Source organism: Bradyrhizobium sp. USDA 4510 (assembly GCF_054059095.1).
On record NZ_JBSSBT010000001.1, the window covers coordinates 8,635,917 to 8,655,577 of the forward strand.

Below are 19,661 nucleotides of genomic sequence, written 5' to 3' on the forward strand. Positions count from 1 at the left end.
CTCCCCATGCCGCATCCGCTCGATACCTTCTTCGCCCCAAAAAGCATCGCGCTGATCGGCGCCTCGCGCGATCATGAGAAGATTCCCGGGCGGCTGCTCGCGATGCTGCGCAAGAACGGCTATCCCGGCGCGCTCTATCCGATCAATCCGAACTATGACGAGATCGACGGGCTGAAATGCTTCAAGTCGGTCGCCGAGATCGGCGCGCCGATCGATCTTGCCGTTATCGTCATTCCCGCCCGTGCAGTGCTGCCGGCGCTGGAGCAATGCGCCGCCGCGGGCGTGAAGAACGCGGTCATCATCTCGTCCGGCTTTGCCGAGGAAGGTGGCGACAGCGCTGACATGCAGGATGCGATCGTCGCGCTGGCGAAGCGGACCGGGATGCGGATCAGTGGCCCTAACGCCGAAGGGTTTTACAGCCAGGCGCAGAAGGTCGCCGCGACCTTCAGCCCGACCGTCGACGTCAAGCCGGATGCGCCCGATCTGGTCGCCAGCAAGCGGCGGATCGGCATCGTCGCGCAGAGCGGCGGCATCGGCTTTGCGATCTATCATCGCGCCAAGGCGCTCGGCGTCGCGCTGAGCTATGTCGTCAGCGCCGGCAATGAGAGCGATCTCGGCGCCGGCGAGTTCCTCGACTACATGGTGCAGGATGCCTCGACCGACGTGATCCTGCTGTTCATCGAGGGTATCCGCGACGTCGACAAGTTTTTGGCGGCGGCGAAGCGCGCGGCAGAGCTCAAAAAGCCCGTGATCGTCACCAAGGTCGGGCGCTCCGGCGCCGGCGAGCGCGCGGCGGCCTCGCACACCGCGAGCATGGCGGGTTGGTCGGCGGCCTATGATGCGGTGTTCGCGAAATACGGCTTCATCGTCTCCAACGACCTCGACGAGGCCGTGACCATTGCCGCGGTTCTGACCACCAATCCGCTGCCGAAGGGCGATCGCGTCGCGGTGCTGACGGTGTCCGGTGGCGCCGGCATCTGGGGCGCCGATACCGTCTCGATGCAGGGCCTGCGCGTGCCGGAGCTTTCAGCCGCGATCCAGAGCCAGATCAAGCAATGGATGCCGTCCTACGGCGCGGCGGGCAATCCGGTCGACGTGACCGCGCAGGGCGTGTCATCCGGCGGACTGCAGAAGAGCATCGAGCTGTTCGACACGTCTGATGAAGTGGACGCGACGCTGGTGGTGCTGTCGCTGTCGAGCGAGACGCGGATGCCGTTCAAGGAAGCCGAGCTGAAGCCGGTGATCGCGGCGCAGAACAAGCCGGTGGTGTTCTATTCCTACACGCTGCCGTCGCAATTCGCGCGGCAGGAGCTGGCGAAGTCGGGCGTGGTGGTGCTCTCGGGACTGACCCATGTCGGCGTCGCAATGCGGCGGCTGGCGGACTATGCCGGCTTCAAGCCCGCGCCGGAGATCTCGGCATCAGCGTCGCCGGCGCACGATCTCTCCATGCATCTCACGTCGAAGACGTTGTCGGAATATGACAGCAAATCGCTGCTGCGCGCGGCCGGCATTGCGCTGCCGGATGAGGTGCTGGTGACCGACCGCGACGGGCTCGACGCTGCGATCGAGCGCGCCGGATTTCCACTGGTCATGAAGATCCAGTCGCCCGCGATCGCGCATAAGAGCGAGGTTGGCGGCGTCCGCGTCAACATCGCCGCCAAGGGCGCGGCATTCACGGCCTATCGCGACATGCTGGAGACGGTGCAGAAGCAGCGGCCGGGCGCTGAAATCCAGGGCGTGCTGGTCGGGCCGATGGCCAGGAAGGGCGTCGAGATCATCGTCGGCACCATGACGGACGCGACCTTCGGGCCGATGGTGATGGTGGGGCTCGGCGGCATCACCACCGAACTGTTCAAGGACGTGGTCTATCGCCCCGCGCCGGTGAGCCCGGCTGAAGCGAGCACGATGCTGGAGACGCTGAAGGCCGCGCCGCTGCTGCGCGGCTTCCGCGGCGCGCCGAAGGCCGATGTCACGGCACTGGCGCGTTTGATCTCGCAGATTTCAGTGCTGGCGGCGCAGCATGCGAACGAGATAGCCGAGATCGAGGTCAATCCGGTGCTGGTGCACCCGGAGGGGCAGGGCGTGACGATCGTCGATGCGCTGGTGGTGCCGAGGGGTTAGCTAGATATCTCCCCGGTGTCGTCCCGGCGTTCGCCCAAAGGCGCTAAAATAGGATTTGCGCCTTGGATTCGCTTGTGATTCCAAGATGGAATGGCACACGAATCGCTTGTGAACAAAGATTGGGCGCGCGTTGTCGCCCGACTTGGCGGAGCCGAGGCTCTGAACATTAGCGCGCGCAAGACGAAGGCGTTTGTCCGTCCGCGGGAGATCAGCAATGCGGTCGACTTGCTGCGCCTGATCTTGGCTTATTGCCTTGGTGAGAAAGGGCTGCGGTTGACGGCGGCATGGGCCACGTCGGTTGGGCTTGTCGATATCTCCAACGTGGCTCTGTTGTATCGCTTACGTCAGTGCGGAGATTGGCTGGCAATCTTGGTCGAGCAGGCGCTTGCCGCCGCGGCGCCGAAGGCGAGCCGCGGTCGTCTGATCCGTATTGTTGACGCCACGACGGTCCCCAAGGCTGGGACGAGCGGCAGGAACAAGAACGCAGTGTGGCGTATCCATAGCGCGTTCGATCTTCCGCAGGAGCGCTTTGGTCACTTCGAACTGACCGATCAGCGAGCGGGCGAGACGCTGGATCGGATACCGGCGGTTGCCGGTGAGATCCGTCTTGCCGATCGCGCCTATCTGCAACCGGAGCGCATGGCGCATCTCGTCGATGCCGATGCGGACTTCGTGATCCGGGCCGGCTGGAAGAGCGCGCGCTGGCTCGATGCCGAAGGTAATCTTGTTGACCTCACTGCCGAACTGCGCAACGCCTCGGCGCGTGGCCTGATCGATCGGCCGATTTGGATAAAGCGCAAGTCAGGTGCGCCGCCGCTCGCAGTGCGTCTGGTTGCCGCGAAGAAGCCGGCGCAAGCTGCTGCGGCTGCGCGACGCAAGGCGCGCCGGACTGCACAAAAGGGAGGTCATCAGCTCTCCAGGCAAACACTTGACGCCGCAGATTGGGTGATCCTGGTGACCTCACTCAGGCCAGAGGACTTCACGACTGCAGATATCCTCGCCCTCTATCGGCTGCGATGGCGCATTGAGCTCGGCTTCAAGCGGCTGAAAAGCCTGATTGGCCTGAAGGGACCTCCCGGAACCGACGAGCGGTCCGCCAGACCCCATATCCTCGCTCATCTGCTGATCATTCTATTGCTCGAGCCGCTCGTCGACGAACTCGAAGACTCTCCCCGCTTGGCCGACGCCGCCTGACCCACCCAGTGACGTGGCGTCTGCTGCGCCAGCTCGTCGCTTCGCTACGGCAAGCGATCATTCCACAGCCCGCAATCGCTCTACTCTGCAGAGCCAGTCACGCTCTCCGGCGACATCTACGCGAGCCACCCAGACATAAGCGCCACTATCAGACTATGATCAAACTATCTTAGCGCCTATGGGCCTGCGCCGGGACCCATAACCACCGAAGTGAGTTGTAAGAGAAGCCGACGGCGCTTGTGCCCCTTCCGCGGGCCGCGGCGTATGGGTCCCGGCTCCCGTGCGCAATTGCGCACTAGGCCGGGACGACCCGTGGAGAGAGCGGCGCTTGCGGCTACCGCCCCTTGAAGTTGGCGACGCGACGCTCGGCGGTGGCCTTGACGCCTTCCTTGAAGTCTTCGGTCGCGCGCAGCTTGGTCTGCTCGGCGAGCTCATGGTTGGTTGCGGCGAGCACGCGGTCGGCGAGGCCGGCGCGCATGGTGGCGCGGGTCGAGACCAGGCCGAGCGGCGAGCATTCGGCGATCTCCTGCGCGAGCTTCATCGCTTCCGCCCGCACCTGATCCTGCGGCACCAGCACATTGGCGAGGCCCCAGCGATAGGCCTCTTCGCCGGTGACGCGGCGGCTGGTGTAGAACATCAGCTCGGCATTGTTCTTGCCGATCAGTTCCGGCAGCGTTGCGGTCAGGCCGAAGCCCGGATGGAAGCCGAGCTTGGTGAAGTTGGCCGAAAAGCGTGCCTCGGGGCAGGCGACGCGGAAGTCGGCGGAGACGGCAAGGCCGAGGCCGCCGCCGATCGCGGCGCCATGGATCGCCGCGACGATCGGCTTCTTGTTGCGGAAGATGCGCACCGCCTGAACGTAGAGATGGTTGATCGGCAGGTTGGAAGCCGGATCGCTCTTGGCGCGCTCCTCCTGCTCCTGGCGGGCCGGATCGCCGAAATTGGCACCGGCGCAGAACGCCTTGCCTTGCGCCGCCAGCACCGAGGCGCGGATCTCGATATTGTTGTCGAACTCCTCCAGCGCGTCGGCGATCTGGTTGATTAGCGCGACGTCGAAGAAGTTCAGCGGGGGTTTCCGGATTTCGATCAGGCCGACATGGCCGTGGGTTTCGACGCCGATATCAGTGTACTTGGTCATGATCTGTCCTCGTTGAATTAGCGCAGGCGAGCCCGCGCGGCTAGCGCAGGCCAAGTCCGCGGGCGATGATGCCGCGCAGCACTTCGGTGGTGCCGCCCTGGATCGTCAGCTTGGGCGCGGTCTTGATGGCGAAATCGAGCTGCTTTTCCAGCGTCTCGCGGTTGGTCGCGGTCTCCTCGACGAAGGCGGCGAGATCGCGGACGCGATGCGGCAGCTGCTGCTCCCACACCGTGCCGATGTCCTTGACGATCGAGGCCTCCACCACCGGCTCCTTGCCGGCCTGCAGCATGCCGGCGACCGACACCGACATGCGGCGCATTGTGTGCACCTGCGCCACCAGGCGTCCGATGCCCTCGGCGCTGCGGGTGTCCGGGTTCTTGCCGACCGCGCGCACGAGCTCGGTGAGCACGTAATAGGTCTCGAGGAAGCGCTCGGGACCACTTCGCTCATAGGCGAGCTCCGACGTCGCCTGCTTCCAGGCGCCATCGACCTCGCCCAGCACGTGATCGTCGGGCACGAAGTAGTCGGTGAACACGACCTCGTTGAACTCGAACTGGCCGGTGATCTGGCCGATCGGATTCACCTGGATGCCCGGCTGCTTCATCTTGACGAGGAACTGGGTCAGGCCGTGGCGGCGGTTTTCCTTGGTCGGCGGCGAGGTACGGAAGATCGCGATCATGTAGTCGGCGATGTGCGCCGACGAGGTCCAGATCTTGGTGCCGTTGATCAGATAGCCGCCGTCGGTCTTGGTGGCGCGGGTCTTCGCCGCGAACAGGTCAGAGCCGGAGTTCGGCTCGCTCATGCCGATGGCGAAACAGACCTCGCCGCGGCAGATGCGCGGCAGGATGTCCATCTTGATGTGCTCGGGCGCGTATTTCAGCAGCACCGGCCCGCTCTGGCGGTCGGCGACGAAGAAGCGCCGGGTCGGCGCGTTCGCCACCCGCATCTCCTCGGTGACCACGTAGCGCTCGAGGAACGAGCGCTCCTGGCCGCCATATTTCTTCGGCCAGGTCATGCCGAGCCAGCCCTTGGCGCCGACGCGACGGGAGAATTCCGGCGCGTCATTGTCCTCGCGGTTCGGCGCGTGGGGATCGAAGGTGCCGGCGGCGATTTCCTCGGCGAGGAAGGCGCGCACCTCCTTGCGGAGCTGCTCGCATTTTTCCGGCAGGCGGATCGGATCGAAACGAAGGGCTGCAGTCATGATGTCCAGTCCTGATCTTTCTGCCTGATCTCAGCGCGAAGCCACCAGCGGCCACAATTCATCGGCGCCACGATTCGCGACGAGCTTGCCGAGCTCGACCGCCCAGTAGCTCTCCGAGCCGAAATCGTCGCGCCAGGCCAGCGCCCGCAGCGAATAGCGGTGCAGGATGTGCTCGATGGTGAAGCCGATCGCGCCATGCACCTGATGCGCGATGCCGCTGCCCTTCTCCGCCGCTTCCGAGCAGCGGACCTTGGCCGCTGCGGCCTCCAGGAACACCGCATCAGTGTCCAGCGACTTGGCATTCACGATCGTGTCCGCCGCGGAGGTTGCGGCAGCGAGTGCCGCGGCGTTTTCGCCGGCGAGCCGGGCGAGGTTGTGCTGCACCGCCTGGAATTTCGAGATTTTCTTCTCGAAGGCGATGCGCTCATTGGAATAGCGCACGGAAATGTCGAGCATCGCTTCCAGCGCGCCGGCGATCTGCAGGCTGCGCACCACGCCGCCCATCAGCATCAGCGTGGACTGGTCAAAACCCTTCGGCGCCGGCCTGGTCGTGACCGGCTGCACCTTATCGAGCGTGACAATGTCGTTATGATCGCCGCCGAGCCCGATGCCGGATTCGATCCGGCACTTCGCTGCATCGATCAGCGCGATCGACACGCCGCCATTGCCTTCAGCCAGCACCGCGAAATGTTTTGCGTCCTTGGCGAACGGCACGCCGCGGGCGCGGCCGGAGAGCGAGCCGTCGGCGTTGAGCGTCACGCGGTCCTTCGGGCTTGCCGGCAGCACGGTCATCTCGCCTTCGGGAGAGGCGATCCTGGCTTGCGTCAGCAGCCAGCCGGCCAGCATTGTTTCGGCCAGCGGAACAGCGATCGCATGCCGCCCAGCGACGTTGAGGACGCTGAATCCTTCGGCGAGGCTGGCGCCGGAACCGCCGAGATCGTCGGGCACCCAGGACAGCGGCAGGCCGGCTTCGGTCAGCGCCTGCCACAGCGGCGCCTTCCATGCGCCCTGCTTGTCGTGATTGATGGTTTGGGCATCCGCGAGATCGGCGAAAATCTTTTCCGCGGTCTCGGCGACGATGTTTTCACTCTCCGCCACAGCGTTCCTCGTGTTGATTGGCTCGGGCTGGCTGTTCGGCCATGCCCTGCTCGCGATGTTGTCTTGCGCTCAATGATGCGGAAAAGCCATAGCCGTGACAAGCGCTGCCCGCAGGGCCACTTGCGCGGATGGCATGAAGCCGGACTTGGCGCATGAATTCCGCATAGTGAACTTTCGATTGTCCCCGTTTGTATGCCACGCACACGCGCAAACCGGCCGCCGACATAAGTTCAGTCCGCCAGATGAAACTCGATTGCCTTCCGCATCAGGTCGGCGAACTCGGTCTCCTGGGTGACCAGTGCGTCGTTCAATCCGGCCACGCACAGCACCAGCGGTTCGTTCGATTCCGCAATCGGCGGCAGGTTCATGGCGACGGCGCCCGCGCCCGGCGTGACCAGGCCGAGCGAGAAAGCGTGCCCCTTGGCGCGGACCTTCTTCAGCTCAAGCAGCAGCGCCTTGATGTCGACCTGACGATCGGGCCGGCTCTCGTTGGCGTTGATCAGGCGCACCAGGCGGCGCACCTCCTTGTCCGGATAGGCCGACAGCAGCGCGTAACCCGACGCGGATCGCGCCAGCGGCCGCAGCGTTCCGGCCTTGACATACAGCCGCATCGGCAGCTTGGCCTGAATGATATGGACATACTGCGCGCTGAGCCCGTTGCGCACCGCGAGCATGATGGTCTCTCCGGTCCGCGCGGAGAGCTCTTCCATCAGATTGACCAGGCGTCCCTTCGTGAACAACGCCGGGCTCAGCCAGTGCCCCAGCATCGAGATCCGCGGCGTCGGGATATAGGTGCGGCGGCTGGTGTCATAGTGGAGATAGCCGAACGCCGTCATCGTCCGCATCAACGCCGAGGTGCTGGATTGCGGGAACTTGAGCGCGGCCGCGACTTCGATCGCGGAGGCGGCGCGCTGGTGCTCCTCGAAGAATTCGAGCACGTCGAACACGCGCCGCGCCGACTTGACTGCATTGTCCATCTTCGGCAGGTCGCGCGAGGTGTCGCCGGGGAAATCGGGGCCGTCGAAAGACCGCGCGCCGGCAGCCGCGCCGGCCTTCGCTACATCCTTCTTCGCCACCGGCATCGCTATCGTCCCTGCTGCGCCACCCGCCGCTTCAGCCACCAGCCATATTGCTCCGGCCAACTCGTCCACTCCGGATCGCATCCGAGCGCAAGCGCCGTCTGCGCGGGCCAGTTCGGATTCCACAGCAGTTCGCGGCCGAGCGCAATAAGCGTCGCCTTGCCGTCCCGCAAAATGGCTTCGGCGTAGTCCGGTTCGCGGATCAGCCCGACCGCCACCGTCGGCATGCCGACTTCCTTCTGGATGCGCTCGGCGAACGGCACCTGGAAGCCCGGGGTGCGCGACACCAGCGAATTGCCGCGCGGTAGCTTCATGCCGCCCGACGAGCAGTCCACCATGTCGATCCCGATCGCCTTCAGCTCCGCCGCAAACGCGATCGAGTCCTCGATCGACCAGCCGATGTCGACGCCGTCGACCGACGAGATGCGGACGAAGGCCGGCAGATGGCTGGGCCACTCCTCGCGCATGATCGCCGCGATCCGCAGCGGCAGGCGCATGCGGTTCTCGCGCGACCCGCCATACTCGTCGTTGCGGTTGTTCGCCAGCGGCGACAGGAACGAGTGCATCAGATAGCCGTGCGCGCAGTGCAGCTCGATGACGTCATAGCCGGCCGCCCTGGCGCGACGAAATGCCTGGCGATAGTCGTCCACCAGGGCATCGATCTGCTCTGAAGTCATCATCTGCGGTGCCGGCCAGCCGTCATCGAAGGGAATGCCGCTCGAGGCCGCGATCTGCCATGGGCCTTCGCCGCGTGCCTTGATGTCAGCTTCGCCGAGCGGGTTGCCGCCTTCCCACGGCCGCTGCGAGGAGCCTTTCCGGCCGCCATGTGCGATCTGGATCGCGGCCTTGGCGTTGAAGCTGTGGATCAGCGCGGCGAGGGCGGCGTGGTCCGCGATGTGCGCATCGTCCCAGATGCCGAGGCATCCATGGGTGATGCGCCCCTGGGTGTTCACCGAGCTCTGCTCGACGAACACGAGGCCGGCGCCGCCGGCGGCGAGCTTGCCGATATGCGCGGTGTGCCAATCGGTGGCGCGCCCCTCCTGCGCCGAATAGGTCGCCATCGGCGAGACCATGATCCGGTTTTTCAGTTCGAGGTCGCGCAGTTGCAGCGGGGTGAACAGCAGCGGCAGCTCAGTCATGGGATGTCCAGCCTTGCCTGTGGTTTCTTGCCTGTGGTGCGTGGATTCGTGCGCGCAGTCATTTCTTCAGCAGCGGACAGGCGCTCTCCTCCGGCGTCGCAAACGCCTCCTTGCCCGGAATCACCTGAACCAGCTTCTCGTAATCCCAGGCGCCCTTCGATTCGGCCGGCGATTTCACCTGCACGAGATACATGTCGTGAATGAGCTGGCCGTCCTCGCGCAGGAATGCGTTGCGGGCAAAGAAATCGTCGATCGGCATGTCCTTCATCTGCGCGATCACCTTGGGGCCGTCGTCGGTGCCGGACTTCTCGACCGCCTTGAGATAGTTCATCACCGCGGAGTAGAGGCCGGCCTGCACCATGGTCGGCCGCTTCTTGGTCCTGGCCATGAAGCGCGCGGCAAAGTCGCGGGTCTTGTCGTCGAGATCCCAATAAAAGGCGGTCGCGAGCTGCAGCCCCTGGGCGGCCTGCAAGCCGATCGCGTGGATGTCGCTGGTCTGCATCAGGAAGGCCGCGAGCTTCTGCGTATGCGCCATCCCGAATTCCTGCGCCTGCCGGATCGAGTTGGCGAGGTCGCCGCCGGTGTTGGCAAAGGCGATCACCTCAGCCTTCGAGCTCTGGGCCTGCAGCAGATAGGACGAGAAATCCATGCTGTTGAGCGGATGCCGCACCTCGCCGGCGATGCTGCCGCCGACCTTCTCCACGGTCCTGGCCGCGTCGTTGCGCAGGGCGTGGCCGAAGGCGTAGTCGACCGTGACGAAGTACCAGCTCTTCGCGCCTTCCTTGGCCAGCGCCCGCACCGTGCTGTTGGCGAGCGCATAGGTGTTGTAGGTCCACTGCACCGAATTCGCCGAGCAGCCCTTTCCGGTCAGATCGGAGGAGCCGGCCGACGACACCAGCATCGCCTTGTTCTTCTGCTTGGTGAGCTCGAGCACGGCGAAGGCGACGGCGGAATTGGCGAAATCGACGATGACGTCGACATTCTCCTGCTCATACCAGCGCCGCGCGATGCCGGCGCCGATGTCTGCCTTGTTCTGATGGTCGGCATCGACCATCGCGATCGGCTTGCCCAGCACCTTGCCGCCGAAATCCGCGATCGCCATCCGGACCGCTTCGACCGCTCCGGGGCCGGCGGCGTCGGCGTAGAGGCCGGCCTGATCGGTCAGCACGCCGATCTTCACCGCGTCGTCGGAAATCTGCGCGTGGGATGGCGCGGCGGCGAAGGCGACTGAGAGGATTGCAGCGCTCGCGGCGATCCATCCGTATCTCGATGTCATTGTCCCTGGTTTCCTCTAGTTCGATTGCCTTATGGCGTTGGTCTTGTCTTGCCGCAGGTCGATCATGCCCGGATGCGACTGCGGATCCCTGTCCGCGCCGAGCAGCACGTGCTTCTGGATCTTGTTGGTCGAGGTCAGCGGCAACTCGGCGACGAAAGCGATCCACGCCGGCAGCTTGAACGCCGCCAGGCGTTCGCGGCAGAAGCGGAAGATGTCCTGCGCGAGCTCGCGTGAAGCATCGGCGCCGTCGTTGCTCACGATGAAGGCCGCAACTTCCTCGTCGCGGATCGGATCGCGCGCGGCGATGACTGCGGCCTGCTTGACCTGAGGCGACGTCGTCAGCACGGCCTCGACCTCCGCCGCCGAGATGTTCTCGCCGGCGCGCCGGACCAGATGCTTCAGCCGGTCGACGAACACGAAGGCGCCGTCCTCGTGCTGCCAGGCGCTGTCGCCGGTGTGAAACCAGCCGCCGCGCCAGGCCTGCTCGGTGGCCTCGGGGTCCTTCAGATAGCCGGAGAACAAGCCGCGCCGCGGCGTCGCTTCCGAATGGCGCACGCAGAGTTCACCGACTGCGCCAGCCGGCAGCGTATTGCCGTCGGCATCGAGGATCGTCATTTCGAGCCCCGGTACGCTGCGGCCGATGGTGTTGGTCTCGAGATGGCGCGGCTCGACCGTGTTGAACGGACTGCGCCCGGTCTCCGTCATGCCCCAGCCTTCGACGAAGGGGATGCCGAAGCGCTCGCGGGCTCGCGCGCGCTGCTCGGGATTGGCGCCGACGCCCATCGAGAAGCGCAGCGCATGGGCCTTCTCGTCCGGCGTCTCCGGCTGCGCCAGCAGGGCCGCGACGATCACGCCGAGATAATGCAGCACGCTGGCGCGGCATGCGACGATGTCGTGCCAGGCAAACTTTGCGTTGAAGCGTTCCGGCAGGATCAGGCAGCCGCCGGTCAAGATCATCGCGATCGGGGTCAGCGTCAGGCCGGCCATGTGGAACAGCGGCAGCGGGCTGTAGAGGCGCTCCATTCCGGCATGATACGTCGCCTCGCCGCCGTGGCTGACGTACCAGCGGCCGGTCGAGACCACGTATTCATTGGTCAGGATGCATCCCTTCGGACGCGCCGTCGTGCCTGACGTGTACAGCAGCGCAGCCTCGGTCTCGCTTCCCGGCTCGTCGGCGCGCGGTGGCGGTCGCTGGGCGTGCGGGACTGTCTCGACGCTGGCGCCGAGATCGTCACCGGAGACGGTGAGCAGCGGAACGTCGCCGGTCAGCGCCTTCTGCAATTCCTTCTGATCGGCCAGCGTGACGATCAGGTCGGGTTCGGCATGCGCGATCAGGTATTCGATTTCCGCTGCGCGATAGGCCGGGTTGATCGGAACGATCGAAACGCCGATGCCGTTGAGCGCCAGCCAGTGCACGATGAAATCGGGGCGATTCTCCAGCAGCAGGCAGGCGCGGTGGCCGTGGCCGAAGCCTGCTGCACGGTACTGATCGCGCAACGCGCAGACCTGCCGCGCGATGCCGCCATAGGACAGTTCGACGCCGTCGGGAAAGTATGCGCGGTCGGCACGCGCGGGAATGCAGAGAAAGGGTTTGAACGCTGCCGCATCGGATGTCGCAGCGAACGTGCTGAACACGGTGTACATCGTGGCGAAACTTCCCTTCGACGGCCGCTGATCGATGCCAACGATGCCGATCCGAAGGAGCCCGGGTGCTTCGTTGAGCGCATTTGTCATGCGATCGCGACGTTGCGCGGAAGCTATAAGGACGAATAATATGCTGTCAAATCCATTATGAGTTTCCATAAAACTCATATGTAGTTTGAAGCCAAAAGCGGAGGTAACGAGATGAAGATGCATATGTTGTCGGGCGGCCGTCTCCAGATGTCGAAGCGGACCTATCTGCCCGATGCGGCGCGCGGCGAGATGATTGAGCTTCCGGTCGCCTGCGTGCTGTTGCGGCATGCGCAGGGCAATGTGCTGTTCGACACCGGATGCCATCCCGATGTCGCGACCGATCCTGAAGGGCGGCTCGGCACGCTCGCCAAATACATGCGCCCGATCATGCCGGCGGATGATCATGTGCTGACGAGCCTGAAGGCCGTTGGCCTTGGCGCTGATGACATCGACGTGGTGATCTGCTCCCACCTGCACACCGACCATTGCGGCTGCAACGCCTTCTTCAAGAAGGCGACGATCTTCGTCCACGCGCTCGAGATCGAGGCCGCGAATGCCGATAACGCGTTCGATCGCGGATACATCAAGGCGGATTGGGATCATCCGCTGAAGATGGAGATCTTCGACAAGCAGATGGATGTGTTCGGCGACGGCAAGCTGACGCTGGTCCCGCTGCCCGGACACTCGAAGGGAACGACCGGCGCGCTGGTCAAGCTCGACAACAGCGGCGAATTCCTGCTCGCCTCCGACGCGCTCAGTGTGCGCGCCAATCTCGACCAGCGGACCTCGCCGAGGAACAGCCTTGACGTCGGCCAGTTCCTGAAGTCGCTCGACGAGATCGCCAGGCTCGAGGCGTCCGGCGTCAAGATCATCTGCGGCCATGACGAAGCGCAGTGGGCCAGCCTGCAAAAGGGCCTGAACGCGTACACGTGAGGATTTTGGGCGCGGCTTGCAGATGTCGTTCCACGCGATATGGTGTGCCGCCGCCGGAGTTCATCTGGCTCACAACAACAAGGAAAATGCAGATGTCCAAGGATGGTTTGTGCGCGATCGTGACGGGATCGGCATCGGGACTCGGCGCCGCCACCGCGCAAATCCTCGCCACGCAGGGCGCGCGCCTCATCATCAATTATTCCAACAGCAAGGCGGAAGCCGAGGCGACCGCGGAAGTCTGCCGCAAGCAGGGCGCCGAGGTGCTGGTGGTGCAGGGCGACGTCTCGCGCGATGAGGACTGCAAGAAGATCGCAGCCGCCGCGCAGGGCTGGGGCCGCCTCGACGTGCTCGTCAACAATGCGGGCACCACCAAGCACGTGCCGCATCACGATCTCGACGGCCTGACCGCGGAAGATTTCCAGCGCATCTACGCCGTCAACACCATCGGCCCGTTCCAGATGGTTCGTGCCGCGCGCGCGCTGCTCGAAGCCGGCGCGAAGGCATCTAGCCGTCCGTCGGCTGTGGTCAACGTCTCCTCGGTTGCAGGCATTTCCGGCGGTGGTTCGTCGGTCGCCTATGCCGCGAGCAAGGGCGCGCTCAACACCATGACGCAGTCGCTGGCGCGCGCGTTGGCACCGTTGATCCGCGTCAACACGGTGTGTCCGGGCTATATAGATACGCCCTGGTTCACCAAGGGCCGCGGCGAGGCCGGCGCCAAGCAGGTGCGCGATGCCGTGGTGGCGCGCGTGCCGCTGAAGGTCGCCTCGACGGCCGAAGACATTGCCAACCTGGTCTGCTTCCTGGCGAGCCCGGCGTCGAGCAACATGACCGGTGAGTTCGTCCGCATGGACGCCGGCATGCATCTGATTCAGTGACGGAGCGCCGTTGCACAAATGAAAAATGCCCGGGCCTGGCCCGGGCATTTTGATTTTGAACCTGTCGTTGTTCCGTCATTCCGGGGCGATGCGTTAGCATCGAACCCGGAATCTCGAGATCCCGGATTCGATGCTTCGCATCGCTCCGGGATGACGCCTACGGCGTCACCTGTTTCCGATATCCGGGATCACGCGCGCCGCGACCAGCCGATTCCAGATGAACAGCACCACCAGAGCGCCGATCGTGGCGGTGATGAAGCCGGCACCTTGTTCGGGACCGTAATGGCCGATCGCCTGGCCGATGAAAGTCGCAAGAAACGCGCCGGCGATGCCGAGCACGGTGGTGAGAATAAAGCCGCTTGGATTGTTCGGTCCCGGCGACAGGAATCGCGCGATGATCCCCGCGACAAAGCCGACGATGATGACCCAGATGATGCCGCCCATGACTGTCGTCCTCCTCAGATGGAATCAACGCTACCGTCAGAGCCTGCGGTGCAACTCGTCGCCGCTTGGCAGCCGGCCGTCCGGCGTCAGGTGATTGATCGCGTCGGGCAGATATTGGCTGAGGCCCTGCAGCAGTTCGTCGCGCGAGAGGCCACTCTGCGATGCCAGCGAGTTGATCTGGTCGGCGCCGAGCGCGTTGGCGAGATCGCCGGGCGCGATCTGCTTGTTGGGACCGTTGCTGACCCAGGAATTGGCCGCGTCGCCATGGCCCTTCTGCTGCAGCTGGTTGAGCAGATCGCCGAGGCCGCCGCTGAGCACGGTGCCGGCTGCGCCGCCGGCGAGCAGGCCACCAAGGCCGCCCTTCAGCAGATCGCCGAGCCCGCCGCTGCCGGCGCCGCCAGGCAGGCCTGCGGTGACGTTGCCGGGAGGAAGCGGCGGCGCCTGCGCCGGCTTCGGCTCAGGGGCGCTCGCGTCCGCCTGGCCGCCGGAGAAATGCTTGACCGCCTTCCAGGCGAGCAGCGCGAGGATAGCCATCGTCATCGGCGACATTCCGCCGCCGCTCGAACTGTCGGATGAGGTGCTTGGCGCGCTCGGACCGCGCGGGCCGTTCTGCATGCCATTGAGTACGTCGAGTAAACCCATGATCGTCTCCTGCCGCAACCGTGCCCCGAGCGGGAAACATAGCTTCCGCCCATGACGGTTACAAGGCGGGCCACCCGGACCGCGGTGCGTCGAAATAGGCAGGCAACCCAAGGTCTGCTATCGAGCCAATGATGAATGGACGTTTGGCCAGATGAACCAGGACCGGCCGATTGGCATTGCGGGCGCGGGAAGCATCGGCTGCTTCGTCGGCGGCACGCTCGCGGCTGCGGGGCGCCGTGTCGTGCTGCTGGCGCGGCCGCGGCTGATCCAGGAGATCGCAGGCAACGGCTTGCGGGTCAGCAGCTTTGACGGCTCCGAGCGGACGGTATCCGCGGACCGGCTCATTGTGTCCGACGATCCGTCGATCTTGTCCGACGTTCAGACCGTGCTGGTGACGGTGAAGAGCGCCGATACCGCTGCGATGGCCGATGCGATCGCGCGCCACGCGCCTGGCGATGCCGCGGTGATCAGCCTGCAGAATGGCGTCGGCAATGTGCCGCTGCTGCGCGACCTTCTGCCGGGCCGCAGGGTGCTCGGCGGCATGGTGCCGTTCAACGTGGTCGCGCTCGGCGACGGCCGCTTCCATCGCTCGACCTCCGGCGACATCGTCATCGCGCAGGATGACGCAGGCACCGCGGCGCGGCTGTCGGTGCCGGGTCTTGCGATCAAGTCCACTGGCAATATCGACGGCGTGCAGTGGGGCAAACTGGTCGTCAATCTCAACAATGCGCTCAATGCGCTGTCCAATATTCCGCTGCGGCAACAGCTCGCGCAGCGCGGCTGGCGACGACTGCTTGCCGATCAGATGGCCGAGGGCCTGGCCGCGGTGCGCGCCGAAGGCATTGCGCCGGTGTCGCCGACGCCGCTGCCGTCGAACTGGATGCCGCCTTTGCTGCGGCTGCCCGATGCGCTGTTCGACATGCTGCTCGGCCGCACCATGAAGATCGATCCCGAGGCGCGCTCCTCGATGTGGGAGGATCTGCAGCGCGGCCGCCGCACCGAGATCGACTATTTGCAGGGCGTGATTACCGCGATCGCGGATCGCCGCGGGCTCGAGGCGCCATTGTCGCGCCGCGTCATCGCGCTGATCCGGAAGGCGGAGGCGGACGGCAAGGGCTCGCCGGGGCTAACGCCCGAACAGATCCGCGATGGCAGTGACCATGAACGCCGATGATCGTCCGCCACGTCGATCGAACAACAGAGGAGATGACATCATGAAATGGTCCAGCATCATGCTGTTCACGCTTGTTGCGCTCGCGGCCGGCCCGGTCCGTGCGGCGCCGCCGACCGTGACACCGTCGCCTGGCTATGATGCGCGCTTGCAGGAGCAGCGCGCGGCGGCTGCGGCAGCCAGCCGAGCGGCCACGCCTGCGCACAAATCGGTCGCGCCCCGACACCACAAGCGCACCCGCGCGCACTGATCCATTACAGAGACGACTTCAGATGAAGCTGCTGTTCCTCGCGCTCACCTTCGTGTTTGGCTTCACCACGGCCTCAGGTGCCGCCGACTATGCCGGCTCGATCAGTGCCTACCGGCGCGCCAACCGCATGCCCGCGGTGAAGCTCGACGCGAAGCTGAACGCGATGGCGCTGAAGCAGGCCCAGGCGATGTCGGCGACCGGATCGGTCAGCCACTCCGCGGGCGGCAGCTTCTTCACGCGCATCGCGCCGCTCAAGAAGCAGCGCGCCGCCGAGAATATCGGCGCCGGCTTCATCGCCTTCGCCGAGATGCTGAAGCAGTGGGAGAATTCGCCGGGCCATCGCGAGAACCTGCTGATGCCGGGCGCCAAGCGCGTCGGCGTCGCCTTCGTCGACAATCCGAAGTCGCCGTACCGCAGGTTTTGGGCGATGGTGATTACCGATTGAGCCTGCGGTGTCATTCCGGGGCGGAGCGAAGCGACGAACCCGGAATCTCGACGGAAATGGCAGAGAGATTCCGGGTTCTCGCTTGCGCGAGCCCCGGAATGACCAAGCGAACCGTCAGTTTCGCTTCGCAACCTTGGTCGGTGGCGGCGGTGTCGGCGTGAACAGCTTCTTCAGGCCGTCCAATCCCTCGGAAAGCCGCGGCCATTCGCAGGAGAACGTACCCTTCATGCAGTTGCTTGCCCGCGGCCGCGGTTCGGGAATAGGGACGGCCGCGACCCGCGGCTTGGACCGGCCTTGCGGCGGGGACGGGGACTTTCGCAATCTCACTGCGCGCCGGTTCATTGTGCAATGACGCCTGCTGGATCTGCGGCGGCCGCACCGGCTGTGTCTCCTGCCGCTCGAGCTGCTTCGCATTGAACGCCGCGACGATACGCGAGCGGCGCTGTTGCTCGAGATAGCCGGTATATTCCTGGTCGATCTTCTTCTGCTCGTCCGGCGTCGGATTGGGACCCGCGATGTCGAAGCTGCGGTCCTGCATGAAGTCGTAATAGGTGTAGCCACCGCCAGGCTTGCGACGGCCGGCGAACTTGGCGTTGCAATCGGCGAGTTGCGCGGTTTTGTCTTCCCTGGTCTTCGCCTTCTCGGCGAGGTCGGCGCAGTCCTCGAAGTCTTTCGGGCCGCCGCGCCACCATTGCGCGTGCGCGCTCATCGGCGCCAGCACGCAAGCGACGGCGAAAGCGGCAACAGCCAACGTCGATGATCGTGACGGCATCACGGACATTGAGACCAAACCCGAACGACACAGAGTGAGCAGATTGTCGCCATTTTAGTGACACTTGTCACCCGGGAACCCGACGATTTTCCTGACCTGTGGAATGTTGCCGCGGCTGATGGAACACAGCCTTCGCGATTGGAATAATTGAAGAATCTCGTCGGAACGGGCCGGAGATCAGAACAATTCGCCTTTAATCGTTCACTTCACCCTGTGCAGCAACGCAACCAGTTCCGCCTGCCGGTGGGTGCCGGTCTTCTGGAAGATCGTCTTGAGCTGATTGCGCGCGGTGGCAAGGGCAACGCCGGCCGCCTGAGCGGCCGCTTCGACCGAATCGCCGCGCGCAAGCCGCGCGGCGAGGCGTGCCTGCGCCGGCGTCAGCTCGAACGTCGCCGCCAGCAGCGCCTGATCGAACGCGGCGCTGCCTTCGAGATCGCGGATCAACAGGATCGCGCGCGCCCCGAGGAACGGCGAGCGCGCCGCCGGAGGCACCGGTTGGATCTGGATCACGATCGGCCGCTTGTCGATCCTGCGCACCACGATCGGCGACGACGGCAATGGGTGCAGGTCCGAACTGTGGGCCAACTGATCGATCAGCCTGGTCAGATCGGCATTGGCCTGTCGGTCGAGCAGGGTGAGGCGATTGTTGCGGATCGCAAGGTCGTAGCCGAGGCAGCGTTCCGCCTGGCTGTTCATGCCGATGATGGTGCCGAAGCGGCCGACGGCAATCGCAGCGACCTGGATCAGATCGAGCGCGCCGGTGATGCCCGAGAGTGCGGAGCGGCCGACGACGGCGGAGAGCGTCGCGGCTTCCGTGAGCGGCGCCGACACCCTTTGCAGCGCCTTGATCTCGTCGGCGTCGAACAAGCCTTCCCTGGGCGAACGCTGGATCGTCAGTGCCCATAACGCCGGGCCGGAGTGGAAGCCGATCGCCGCGAACCATTTCAGTCCGAACTCGCCGAGCGTGGCGTAGAGCGGATCGCGCAGCATCTCGGTTTCGGATTCGAACAGATCCGCATCGGTGATGACATCGACGCCGGCATGCATCAGCGGCACGCCGCGGGCCGCGCGGATGTCGGTGAGGTGAAGATTGTGCGGGAAGTAGGTCTTGGTGAAATACTCGGTGATCGAGTCCGTGCGCGGAATGTCTTCAGTGCGGATATCGCTCTGAAGCATCGCAGCGCCGGTCGCGCCGACGGCGGCGCAGACCTCGTCCATGAAGGACGGCCAGGTCGAGGGATCGAGAACCACATCGCCGAGGCGCGCGGTCACATCGTCAAGCCTGTGCAGATCGACCAAAATTCAGCTCCGCCGATGCAAACAGCGTTGTTTTGTCAGGCGAAACAGGCTGCACCTCGTTGCGCCCGGTACCGGGCATAAGAAAACCCAGGGGCCCGATATGCAAGTTAAATCAGCGACAGGCTAGGGGCCGGGTCCGCAAGCGCTGGCGAAACATGATCGAAAATCGGCGGGTCCCGCTGGCCGGTGCGATCCGGCCGCTACGATAAGTGACCATCCTCACGGTGGCCGGCCTCGGTCAGCGCCACGCGGCAGAAGCTGGCGGCGATCGCGACGACCTCTTCCACGGCCTGCGGATATTGCTTCGACACCCAGCGCAGCGCGATCGAGATGACGGCGCCCACCATGCCGACCGAGAGCAGCGAGGCGGCCGCGCCCTTGCCGCTGCGCTTCGGGTCGAGCGCCGGCGGCACCAGGATGTCGCTGAAGACGCGCAAGGCGTCGAGCTTGACGGCATCGACCGCCGGACTGATGCCTGAAATTTCCAGCAGAAAGACCCGGGCGGGCTTCGGGTGCTGCTTCAGCCGCGTGAAATAGAGCGTCAGCGCCGCGTGCAGCCTCATCTCGGCATCGTCGCCTGCGGCTGCAGCGGCCGCGGTCATTTCCTCGTGCAGGTGGCCGACGACATGGCCGTAAGCGGCGATCAGCAGAGCCTCGCTGTTCGTAAAGGACTCGTAGAAATAGCGCTCGGTCAGCTCGGCCGCCTCGCAGATCGCCTTCACGGTGGCGCCGCGATAGCCGACCTCGCCATAGACCTCGATCGCCGCGTCGATCAGCTTGAGCCGCCGCTCGGCGCGGCGTTCCTCGGCGTCCATACCGCCATAGAGGCGGGCTTTCCGGCTGCTTGCCATGAAAGTGTATTGACACGAGGCATTGTCAGATGTCAAGTTATCTGACAATATGTATTGTCAAT

Annotated in this window: 19 protein-coding genes; 7 read left to right on the plus strand and 12 right to left on the minus strand. The window is 64.9% G+C overall.

The features are described from left to right. Nucleotides 1-6 precede the first annotated feature (6 nt). Both ACVMDN_RS40035 and ACVMDN_RS40040 read left to right on the plus strand, forming a co-directional pair. Entirely contained in the window at nucleotides 7-2,121 is a 2,115-nt protein-coding gene (locus ACVMDN_RS40035) for an acetate--CoA ligase family protein (protein ID WP_076832817.1), read from the plus strand. Nucleotides 2,122-2,229: 108 nt separating this feature from the next. Beyond that, the gene (locus tag ACVMDN_RS40040; protein ID WP_253604643.1) at nucleotides 2,230-3,315 is read left to right on the plus strand and encodes an IS4 family transposase; all 1,086 of its coding nucleotides are present in this window, start codon (nucleotides 2,230-2,232) and stop codon (nucleotides 3,313-3,315) included. 334 nt (nucleotides 3,316-3,649) lie between these two features. On the opposite strand, the gene ACVMDN_RS40045 is transcribed toward ACVMDN_RS40040, so the two are convergent. The 7 genes from ACVMDN_RS40045 to ACVMDN_RS40075 all read right to left on the minus strand — a co-directional run bounded on the left by ACVMDN_RS40045 (nucleotide 3,650) and on the right by ACVMDN_RS40075 (nucleotide 11,977). After that, nucleotides 3,650-4,450, minus strand: coding sequence for an enoyl-CoA hydratase/isomerase family protein (locus ACVMDN_RS40045; protein ID WP_028341859.1), 801 nt, complete (start codon nucleotides 4,448-4,450; stop codon nucleotides 3,650-3,652). A 40-nt stretch (nucleotides 4,451-4,490) separates the two neighbouring features. Continuing rightward, a complete protein-coding gene (locus tag ACVMDN_RS40050; RefSeq protein WP_018269158.1) occupies nucleotides 4,491-5,651 on the minus strand; it encodes an acyl-CoA dehydrogenase family protein in 1,161 nt (386 codons plus the stop codon). Nucleotides 5,652-5,681: 30 nt separating this feature from the next. After that, nucleotides 5,682-6,749, minus strand: coding sequence for an acyl-CoA dehydrogenase family protein (locus ACVMDN_RS40055; RefSeq protein ID WP_057020166.1), 1,068 nt, complete (start codon nucleotides 6,747-6,749; stop codon nucleotides 5,682-5,684). Nucleotides 6,750-6,979: 230 nt separating this feature from the next. Continuing rightward, nucleotides 6,980-7,831 (minus strand): IclR family transcriptional regulator, encoded by an 852-nt coding sequence (locus ACVMDN_RS40060; RefSeq protein WP_057020165.1) that lies wholly within the window; start codon nucleotides 7,829-7,831, stop codon nucleotides 6,980-6,982. 2 nt (nucleotides 7,832-7,833) lie between these two features. Continuing rightward, nucleotides 7,834-8,967 (minus strand): NADH:flavin oxidoreductase/NADH oxidase, encoded by a 1,134-nt coding sequence (locus ACVMDN_RS40065; protein ID WP_076832814.1) that lies wholly within the window; start codon nucleotides 8,965-8,967, stop codon nucleotides 7,834-7,836. A 58-nt stretch (nucleotides 8,968-9,025) separates the two neighbouring features. Then, nucleotides 9,026-10,243, minus strand: a complete 1,218-nt coding sequence (locus ACVMDN_RS40070; protein WP_076832812.1) for an ABC transporter substrate-binding protein — start codon at nucleotides 10,241-10,243, stop codon at nucleotides 9,026-9,028. 15 nt (nucleotides 10,244-10,258) lie between these two features. Then, complete coding sequence (locus tag ACVMDN_RS40075) at nucleotides 10,259-11,977, minus strand: AMP-binding protein (RefSeq protein WP_057020162.1); 1,719 nt, start codon at nucleotides 11,975-11,977, stop codon at nucleotides 10,259-10,261. Between the two features lie 111 nt (nucleotides 11,978-12,088). Here ACVMDN_RS40075 and ACVMDN_RS40080 point away from each other — a divergent pair, with 111 nt between their 5' ends. Beyond that, nucleotides 12,089-12,850, plus strand: a complete 762-nt coding sequence (locus ACVMDN_RS40080; protein ID WP_076832809.1) for an N-acyl homoserine lactonase family protein — start codon at nucleotides 12,089-12,091, stop codon at nucleotides 12,848-12,850. Nucleotides 12,851-12,942: 92 nt separating this feature from the next. Continuing rightward, the gene (locus tag ACVMDN_RS40085) at nucleotides 12,943-13,725 is read left to right on the plus strand and encodes an SDR family NAD(P)-dependent oxidoreductase (RefSeq protein ID WP_076832902.1); all 783 of its coding nucleotides are present in this window, start codon (nucleotides 12,943-12,945) and stop codon (nucleotides 13,723-13,725) included. 165 nt (nucleotides 13,726-13,890) lie between these two features. On the opposite strand, the gene ACVMDN_RS40090 is transcribed toward ACVMDN_RS40085, so the two are convergent. Beyond that, complete coding sequence (locus ACVMDN_RS40090) at nucleotides 13,891-14,169, minus strand: GlsB/YeaQ/YmgE family stress response membrane protein (protein ID WP_024582682.1); 279 nt, start codon at nucleotides 14,167-14,169, stop codon at nucleotides 13,891-13,893. 36 nt (nucleotides 14,170-14,205) lie between these two features. Further along, nucleotides 14,206-14,811 (minus strand): YidB family protein, encoded by a 606-nt coding sequence (locus ACVMDN_RS40095; RefSeq protein WP_076832806.1) that lies wholly within the window; start codon nucleotides 14,809-14,811, stop codon nucleotides 14,206-14,208. A gap of 151 nt (nucleotides 14,812-14,962) precedes the next feature. On the opposite strand from ACVMDN_RS40095, the gene ACVMDN_RS40100 reads away from it, so the two are divergent. From ACVMDN_RS40100 to ACVMDN_RS40110, 3 genes are read left to right on the plus strand one after another with little or no spacing between them, the layout of a single operon-like run. Continuing rightward, nucleotides 14,963-15,985: a 2-dehydropantoate 2-reductase gene (locus ACVMDN_RS40100; protein ID WP_076832803.1), complete on the plus strand. Its 1,023-nt coding sequence runs from the start codon at nucleotides 14,963-14,965 to the stop codon at nucleotides 15,983-15,985. Between the two features lie 40 nt (nucleotides 15,986-16,025). Next, nucleotides 16,026-16,232 carry a hypothetical protein gene (locus ACVMDN_RS40105; RefSeq protein ID WP_057020159.1) on the plus strand — a complete coding sequence of 69 codons (207 nt, stop codon included), beginning with the start codon at nucleotides 16,026-16,028 and terminating at the stop codon, nucleotides 16,230-16,232. A gap of 22 nt (nucleotides 16,233-16,254) precedes the next feature. Next, nucleotides 16,255-16,677, plus strand: a complete 423-nt coding sequence (locus ACVMDN_RS40110) for a CAP domain-containing protein (RefSeq protein WP_057020158.1) — start codon at nucleotides 16,255-16,257, stop codon at nucleotides 16,675-16,677. A 10-nt stretch (nucleotides 16,678-16,687) separates the two neighbouring features. Here ACVMDN_RS40110 and ACVMDN_RS40115 read toward each other — a convergent pair whose 3' ends face one another. The 3 genes from ACVMDN_RS40115 to ACVMDN_RS40125 all read right to left on the minus strand — a co-directional run bounded on the left by ACVMDN_RS40115 (nucleotide 16,688) and on the right by ACVMDN_RS40125 (nucleotide 19,599). After that, the gene (locus ACVMDN_RS40115; protein WP_456843673.1) at nucleotides 16,688-17,428 is read right to left on the minus strand and encodes a hypothetical protein; all 741 of its coding nucleotides are present in this window, start codon (nucleotides 17,426-17,428) and stop codon (nucleotides 16,688-16,690) included. Between the two features lie 222 nt (nucleotides 17,429-17,650). Then, complete coding sequence (locus tag ACVMDN_RS40120) at nucleotides 17,651-18,748, minus strand: helix-turn-helix transcriptional regulator (protein WP_057020156.1); 1,098 nt, start codon at nucleotides 18,746-18,748, stop codon at nucleotides 17,651-17,653. 200 nt (nucleotides 18,749-18,948) lie between these two features. Continuing rightward, complete coding sequence (locus tag ACVMDN_RS40125) at nucleotides 18,949-19,599, minus strand: TetR/AcrR family transcriptional regulator (RefSeq protein WP_076832797.1); 651 nt, start codon at nucleotides 19,597-19,599, stop codon at nucleotides 18,949-18,951. Nucleotides 19,600-19,661: the final 62 nt, after the last annotated feature.